The organism is Frigidibacter sp. SD6-1 (assembly GCF_030143255.1).
Lineage (GTDB): Bacteria > Pseudomonadota > Alphaproteobacteria > Rhodobacterales > Rhodobacteraceae > TMP-24.
In genome coordinates, this window is the sequence record NZ_JARJNR010000010.1 from 87,036 (window position 1) to 93,599 (window position 6,564).

At 63.4% G+C, this 6,564-nt stretch carries 8 protein-coding genes; all 8 read right to left on the bottom strand.

Going from position 1 to position 6,564, the window contains the following annotated elements; genetic code table 11:
• Window positions 1-15: 15 nt before the first annotated feature.
• Window positions 16-1,050 (bottom strand): ATPase, T2SS/T4P/T4SS family, encoded by a 1,035-nt coding sequence (locus P0645_RS16770; protein ID WP_149884457.1) that lies wholly within the window; start codon window positions 1,048-1,050, stop codon window positions 16-18.
• 1 nt (window position 1,051) lies between these two features.
• Window positions 1,052-2,377, bottom strand: a complete 1,326-nt coding sequence (locus P0645_RS16775) for a TraB/TrbI/VirB10 family type IV secretion system protein (RefSeq protein WP_284165710.1) — start codon at window positions 2,375-2,377, stop codon at window positions 1,052-1,054.
• Window positions 2,374-3,075 (bottom strand): TrbG/VirB9 family P-type conjugative transfer protein, encoded by a 702-nt coding sequence (locus P0645_RS16780; RefSeq protein WP_284165711.1) that lies wholly within the window; start codon window positions 3,073-3,075, stop codon window positions 2,374-2,376. The genes P0645_RS16775 and P0645_RS16780 overlap by 4 nt, the downstream gene beginning before the upstream one ends.
• On the bottom strand, window positions 3,072-3,719 hold the full coding sequence (locus P0645_RS16785) for a VirB8 family type IV secretion system protein (RefSeq protein ID WP_284165712.1): 648 nt from the start codon (window positions 3,717-3,719) through the stop codon (window positions 3,072-3,074). The genes P0645_RS16780 and P0645_RS16785 overlap by 4 nt, the downstream gene beginning before the upstream one ends.
• Before the next feature lie 14 nt (window positions 3,720-3,733).
• The gene (locus P0645_RS16790; RefSeq protein WP_008336087.1) at window positions 3,734-4,531 is read right to left on the bottom strand and encodes a type IV secretion system protein; all 798 of its coding nucleotides are present in this window, start codon (window positions 4,529-4,531) and stop codon (window positions 3,734-3,736) included.
• Entirely contained in the window at window positions 4,528-5,694 is a 1,167-nt protein-coding gene (locus P0645_RS16795; RefSeq protein ID WP_284165713.1) for a lytic transglycosylase domain-containing protein, read from the bottom strand. The genes P0645_RS16790 and P0645_RS16795 overlap by 4 nt, the downstream gene beginning before the upstream one ends.
• A gap of 4 nt (window positions 5,695-5,698) precedes the next feature.
• Window positions 5,699-5,914, bottom strand: coding sequence for a hypothetical protein (locus P0645_RS16800; RefSeq protein ID WP_284165714.1), 216 nt, complete (start codon window positions 5,912-5,914; stop codon window positions 5,699-5,701).
• On the bottom strand, window positions 5,911-6,564 hold a 654-nt coding region (locus P0645_RS16805; protein ID WP_502855176.1), incomplete at its 5' end, for a VirB4 family type IV secretion system protein. The genes P0645_RS16800 and P0645_RS16805, both read right to left, overlap by 4 nt.

A 6,564-nucleotide genomic window follows, 5' to 3' on the forward strand; every position in this document is an offset into this window, starting at 1 on the left:
GGGGGGGTCCTTTTTTTACTCAGCGGCGACGGAGGGGCTCTTGTTGCCTCTGCCGTCGACCGTGTCGAGGTTCAAATCTGTGGTTTGCCCCGGGAGGAAGAACTCGGTGATTCCGCGCGCGCCTTCATGGCGGCCTGCCTGAATGATCACGTCGATCGAGCCCTCAATATAATCGATCATGTCGGCATAGGTCATTGGCACATCGGTTTTCAGGGCGGCGATGGCGAGGCGACGAACGGCAAGTTGTGGGGTCTCGGCATGCAGCGTGGTCAGCGATCCGCCGTGGCCGGTATTGATTGCCTCGAGAAACGTCATCGCCTCGCGCCCGCGGACTTCGCCTAGGACGATCCGGTCAGGTCGCATGCGAAGCGTTGAGGCCAAGAGCACATCGGCACTGCGGGCATCCGTGTCCCGGTCCGCGATCAACGTCACGGCATTGGGCTGCTCGGGGCGCAGCTCGGCCGCCTCCTCGATGGTGATGATCCGCTCTTCGGGCGGGATCAGCGAAAGGATCTTGCGCGCCGCGACCGTCTTGCCGGTCGATGTACCGCCCGAAACGATCATGTTGAGCTTGTTCTCGACGCAGAAGCGCAGCGCGGCGTCGATGTCGCCGGAGGCAACCACATTGCGCAGCGCGGCGTTCCGTTCCCGGCGCAGACCTTCGAGGCTGCGCTCCTTTCCAAAGAGGAAGCCGAGCCGGATTGCCTCCAGCGGCAGGGAGGAGAAGAACCGCAACGATATTGAAAACCCGCCCTCGACTGCCGGCGGCTGGATCACCTGCGCGCGGATCGGGCGATCACGATATAGGATCGAGACCGAGACGATAGGCTTCTTGGTGCTGAGCGTAGTCGAGGCGGCGGAGGCGATCTGGTTGCCGAGGTCCTTGATCTCAGTCTGGCTCAGCGGGCTGCCGAGACCTCGCATGAAGTGATCGCCCTGGAATTCGCCCCAGACTTGTCCGTCGGGATTGATGCAGATCTCGATCGTGTCGTCGCGCAGGACCTCGGGGCCGAAACGGTCGAGCGACGCTTCCAGATAACTTGCAGCCATGTCAGAAAATCTCGAGGTCACGATCAACCATGACCGTGATCCGTGTACCCTGATCGACATGTATCACTGGCCGGATCGCCAGATAGTCCTGCATCACGCTTTGCGTGCTATCGCGCAGGTCGGTGCCGACATCACTCGCAACATCGGCCGCCGCCTCGCTGTCGATTTGACCCGCTGCAGCCGCAGGCAGGGCGCCGATCAAGGAGATCAGCGCGGCGGAGCCGAACCGTTGCGCGAAACGGGTGTCGACAAACCCGGTGGTGCCAGTACGGCCGAGTTCGTCTCCACCGAAGGCGCTGATCTGCACGGTCTGATTATCGGGCAAGATGATCCGGTCCCATGCCACCATGACGCGCGATTGGGCGAGTGCGACATCGGAGCGGTAGCGCCCGATCAGCCGCGCGCCGCGCGGGATCAGGATACGCGTTCCATCGAAAGAATGGACGTCTTCCGAGACGATGGCGCGGATCGCGCCGGGCAGTGTGCTGTCGAGGGCCGTCTCTGTCACAGCCTGAATCATGGTGCCCTGAACAACCGTGTTCGATGGGTTCGCGATCACTTCGGCACGTGTCACCTGTGCAGGTTGCGCGCCCGAACGAACAAAGGCTTCATCTGCATTCAGTCGCGCGGCTTCCAGCGTATTCTCCCTATCCGCACCCGCGCCCATCCCGGAGAAGGCGATCATAGGAGACGCGATGCGCTCTGCGCGGGCCTCAGCTTCGGCTGCGCGCCGCCTTTCGAGTTCGGCCAGCCGCAATTCTTCTTCACTTGGTCCCAATGAGGTCGGCTCTGGTGGTGCAAGCCGTGCAAGTTCCAAGTCCATGCGGAGCTGATCCAATTCGCGATCCCGCTCGGTCAGCTGCCGCTCGAGGGCACGCTGCGCCTCGGCGGATGCTTCCTGTAAGGTGGCAATTTGCGCCGTCAGGTCCGCAATAGCCTGCTCCGCCCCGCTGTCCGCGGCCTCGGCCGGTCTTGCGCGCAGTTCCTCGAGTTCCGCTCTCAATGTCGCAAGACTTTCCATCAGCGCGAGTTCCGACTCGCTCGGACCTGTGTCCGCAGGCGGGGCTTGGCTGGGCTCCGGGGCAGAAATCGGCTCCAGATCTCCGAATCCGGGGCCGCTGCTCTGGAACTCTTCCGGCGCGGCGGTCGCCATTGGTGCTTCTGCCGACGGCTGTAGGGCAGCCCACGCCAGACCACCTGCTGCCGCGATGCCGACGACTCCAAGGATCGCGGCAAGCGGTGCAGGCCGCTTGTTTGCCTTCGCTTTGCCTGTCGAACTTTCGAGAGCCGCGAGGCGCGCGGCGAGGTCTTCCGTACCTTCGGTCATGATGTGGCCTGTCCTGCGTCCTGAACGCAAACCACCTCTTCGCCAAGGCGAAGGACCCATTGTCGGTTGACGCCGGACACGCGGATGACGCCGTCACTAGAGGTGTGGCTGTTCACCGCGCGTTCCCTTCCGTTCGAATATCGGAAGATGGCGGGCACCGGCGCGTTCCGTGAAAACCGGAAATACGTGAAGGTACCATCATCCCAGATGGCCGTCGGCGTGAACTCTTCTCGGGCGCTGACCGCATAGTTCGCGTTCGGCGCATCGGCCGCAACCGCCCTGGTGGGTTGCACGCGATTTTCAGGATAGCGGAACTGCACGACATAATGCGGCGTCTCCCGGGCTTCGACGACATGGAAGTAGTAGGAGCGGCGGTTGGTGTAGACGGTGATGTTGGTGGCGACGCCAGATGCTGTCGGCTTGATGGCGAAGGCACGGCCACCCGGGACACCGTCGAATTGAAACCCGACCGTATCGCCGGCGATGATCGAGCGGATGGTTTCACCCTCACCGAATTCGACTGTGGTGACGCGGGTCAGAGTCGTGACGACACGGTAAACCTGGCCTTCAGTCCAGGTCGCCACGCGCACGCGATTGTCGTGAGAACCCGGGCGGGGCGTAGTTTCGGCCAAAGCAGTCGTTCCCGCGAACGCGAGAATACTGGCGGCCAGCAGCGCAGAGATTGGAGTGCGAGTCATTCGGAACGGTCCGATCGGATGGCATATTGGGTAACGGTGAAACCGAAAGGGTTTTGCCAAACATCGTCGATCGCGCGGGTCCGCTCGGGCCGGAATTCGAACATCAACGTGGCAGTGAACGATCCATCCTGTACCCCCTGAGGGCTGGTCAGGCGCTTTTTGAGCCGCACCTGGGCGCGGTTATCGCCAATAAGGGTGATCGATGCGATCTCGACAGCCATCTCGGCCGCAGCCCCGTAACGCGTCGGCGGATAGCTGTCCTGCCCCGATGTCCACATCGCGCGCATGCTGGCCTCGGCCGATCCGGAAGACTGTGCCAGGACACGGCGGACACGAAGATCGTTGTCGAGCTGGTTGTAGGTTTCGCGGTCGAGAATGTAGCGGTAGATTTGCGCTTCGATCACGGCAGGGCGTTCGGCGAGCGACACGGTTTCAACCGTGGCATTGGGGAGCGCCATCCCGGTCGCGGGATCGTAGGGCACAACCACGGGAAGCGGCGTCTCGACCATCAGCGCGACAGCCGCAGCCGTCAAACAGCCGAATACGCCAAAGCCTGCCCCGGAAATGCCGATCATCCGCCAGAGCTGTTCCCGGCGCAGGGCACCGTAGACAAGTTCCTCTTCCACGAGCTCGCGCGCAGTCATCACCCCTGCCCCACTCACGGCTCAAGATCCGGCAAGGTGAAGTCCATGTAGCGGCGTTCTTCAGCAACGGTGGCGGCGTCAACCACGCCTGCATTGCCTGCGCCTAGGGTTTGGATCGCTTCCAGCTCCCACATCCGGGTCATGGCGATGGCGAGTTCCGCCGTGACGCGTGTGTTATGATCCATCGAGGCTTTGAGATCTTCCATGTCCGGGATCATCTCGACCAGACGTTCCACCCGTTCGAGAGACTGTTCCGCCTCTGCGTGGCTGTTCTGCGCCGCCGCCGACATCACAGCACCTGTGGTTGCCCGCGTGGCTACGCCTTCAGCGCCCGGATTGCCGCTGGTGGCGATTTCGCGGAGTGAATCCTCGTCGAACCCGGCACTTGCCAGCGCCTGTTCCATCTGCGTGCGCATGGGCCCGGCATTGGGCCCGATGAGAGCGCTCCAATCGCCCGCCTGGATGCCCCGGATCAGGCCAGGGATGTCTTCGAAGTTGGCCTCAAGCAAGGTGTCGAGGTCCCCGCCCATGGCAAGCCCGAGGATGCTGCGCGGCCCGGTGAGCGAGGCATACATCTCGTTCAGCTGATCAAGCTGGCTTTGCAGCATGTCCAGTTGCTCCAACGCATTGTCCAGAAGATCCGTCTGAATCCCGAAATCCTGCAGCATCTGTTGAAGCTGGCGGATTTCCTGAGCAATGTTCTGAGTGTCCACCGTGGGCACACCCTGTGCCGCGGCAGGTCCGGTGACATTGAGGGCGAGCGCGAGAGCAATGCTACCGGCGAAAAGGGAACGGGGCAGGCGCAGGTTCAACGCAAATCCTCCTGACTGAAATCCATGAATTGCTGTTCGGCTGCCTGGGCCGCCGCCAAGGCGATCTGCTCGGCGCTGAGTGGCTCGGTTCGGGCGGCCTTGATCCGGGTCCGGATTGCGACCAGCCGGGCCAGTTCGGCCCGGGCATAGGTGTTGAGCGCGATGGCCTCGTGGAGATCCTCGGTCTCACCAATGCGGGTGATGATGTCCTGAACCCGCAGGGCGGCGGCACGGACCGAGACCAGCGAATAATCGCCATAGACCCCCGACCCATGGGCCGAAAGGCTGAAACTCGCGTTGGCGAGGAGCACAGGGTCGATGGTGCCGAGCGCGTCGATGCCGCCTACGGCCGCGAGGTAGCTGTTGTACTGCTGCGGGATCACCACGACATAGGCTTGGGTTTCCGCGAAGGGCGGCACACCGCCATAATCCTGCACATTGCCCGGACCGGCGTTATAGGCGGCGAGCGCATGGATGATGTTGCCGTCGAACATGTTCAGCATTTGTGCGAGGTATCGCGCACCGCCGGTGACCTGCAGATAGGGATCGTCGTAATAGGCCGGGTAGATCCCGAGATCGCCCGCGGTACCGGGCATGATCTGGGTAAGTCCGAAGGCCCCCACGGGTGAGCGCGCTCCAATCTGAAAACGACTCTCCTGCCAGATCAGCGCCTGCAAGAGACAGCGCCATTGCACGAGCGAAAGACCCGCGCGGCTCACCCCGGGCAGACTATGGGTATCGCGTGCTGCGCGGATGATCAGCTCCTCGATCCCTTCCCTGGCATCGCCAAACATTCGGGCGGCGGCCGGGTTGTTGTCCTCGGGCGCATAGAGGCTGGCGGCGGCGCTCTCGACTTCATCAACCGCCCCCTGCCCTGCCTCGAGCCCGGCCACGGTGCCGGCCACGTCTCCAGCGCCAAGCGACATAGCATCCATCAGCCCTTCGAGGGAGGCGAGTTGCTGACGCTCGATCTCGGCCAGTTCCTCCTCGCGGCTTAGCCGGTCCTGCTGCAGTGTCAGGTCCCGATCGGTCTGCTCGAGGATCGCCTGCCGCTCTGCGAACAGGCGCAGATCGAAGGTCGGCACGCCCTGGGCGACCGCTGGCCCCGCCGCGGGAGCTGCCAGTGCAAAGCCGATCATCGAGAGAGGAAGCCAGGTCCGCATTGGCTCAGCCGCCCGCACCCAACAGGACGAAATCGCAGGCCGTGTCGCGGCGCGTGACCTCCGCCCCCATGGTCGAGATCGTGGCGGTGGCGGTTCCTGCCTGCGCGGGCGCCTCGCGGAAGTTGAAGCAGTTGGCCTGCGCGGGGTTATGCTGCGCGCAAGCCGTCAGGGTCAGGCCGAGGCCGAGCAGCACAGCGCTGCGGATGATGGTACGGGTCATGTCACTCTCCAGAAATCAGGGCGGTCCCGGTAGTCAGAGCCAACGAGGGCCTCGCCTTTCTCCATGCCGCCAAGGATGGTCACGAGCGGGCCGAGGGCGCTGAGATCAGCGTCGATCACGACGGAACCCCGGTCATCGCGCACGAGAGCCAGGCGCGAGGCGGAGCCGACGCCCAGAAGAACGTCGAGTTCTTTCTCGCTGAGGCCGAGCATCGCGTAATCGGCAGCCGAGGCGCGGATGTTGGGCAAGAGCACCTGCGTCGGCACGGCTTCCACGATGGTCTTGCCGGTCCGGGTACGTTCGAGCTGGCTGGCATATTGGGTCATCATCACGACGACGGCGTTCTGCTTGCGCGCGGTCACCAGCCAGTTCGAGAGCCGCTCCGCGAAGTAGGCGTTGTCGAGCGCCTTCCAGGCCTCGTCGATGACGATGATCGTGGGCTTGCGATCCTCGATCACGCGCTCGACCCGTCGGAACAGGTACGACAGGACCGCCATGCGTTCCCGCTCGCTCTCGGAATCGAGGATGCCGGTCAGATCGAAGCCAGCGACGTCCCCATCGATGCTGAAACTGTCCTCGGCATTGGCCCCGAAGATCCAGCCGTAGCGACCCTCGGCCGTCCATTCCTGCATCCGCTCGAAGAGATCGCC

Excerpts from the sequence above, each read along its gene's own strand:
- P0645_RS16770 (WP_149884457.1), bottom strand. The coding sequence starts at position 1,050 with ATGGCTGCAAGTTATCTGGAAGCGTCGCTCGACCGTTTCGGCCCCGAG.
- P0645_RS16775 (WP_284165710.1), bottom strand. The coding sequence starts at position 2,377 with ATGACCGAAGGTACGGAAGACCTCGCCGCGCGCCTCGCGGCTCTCGAA.
- P0645_RS16780 (WP_284165711.1), bottom strand. The coding sequence starts at position 3,075 with ATGACTCGCACTCCAATCTCTGCGCTGCTGGCCGCCAGTATTCTCGCG.
- P0645_RS16785 (WP_284165712.1), bottom strand. The coding sequence starts at position 3,719 with ATGACTGCGCGCGAGCTCGTGGAAGAGGAACTTGTCTACGGTGCCCTG.
- P0645_RS16795 (WP_284165713.1), bottom strand. The coding sequence starts at position 5,694 with ATGCGGACCTGGCTTCCTCTCTCGATGATCGGCTTTGCACTGGCAGCT.
- P0645_RS16800 (WP_284165714.1), bottom strand. The coding sequence starts at position 5,914 with ATGACCCGTACCATCATCCGCAGCGCTGTGCTGCTCGGCCTCGGCCTG.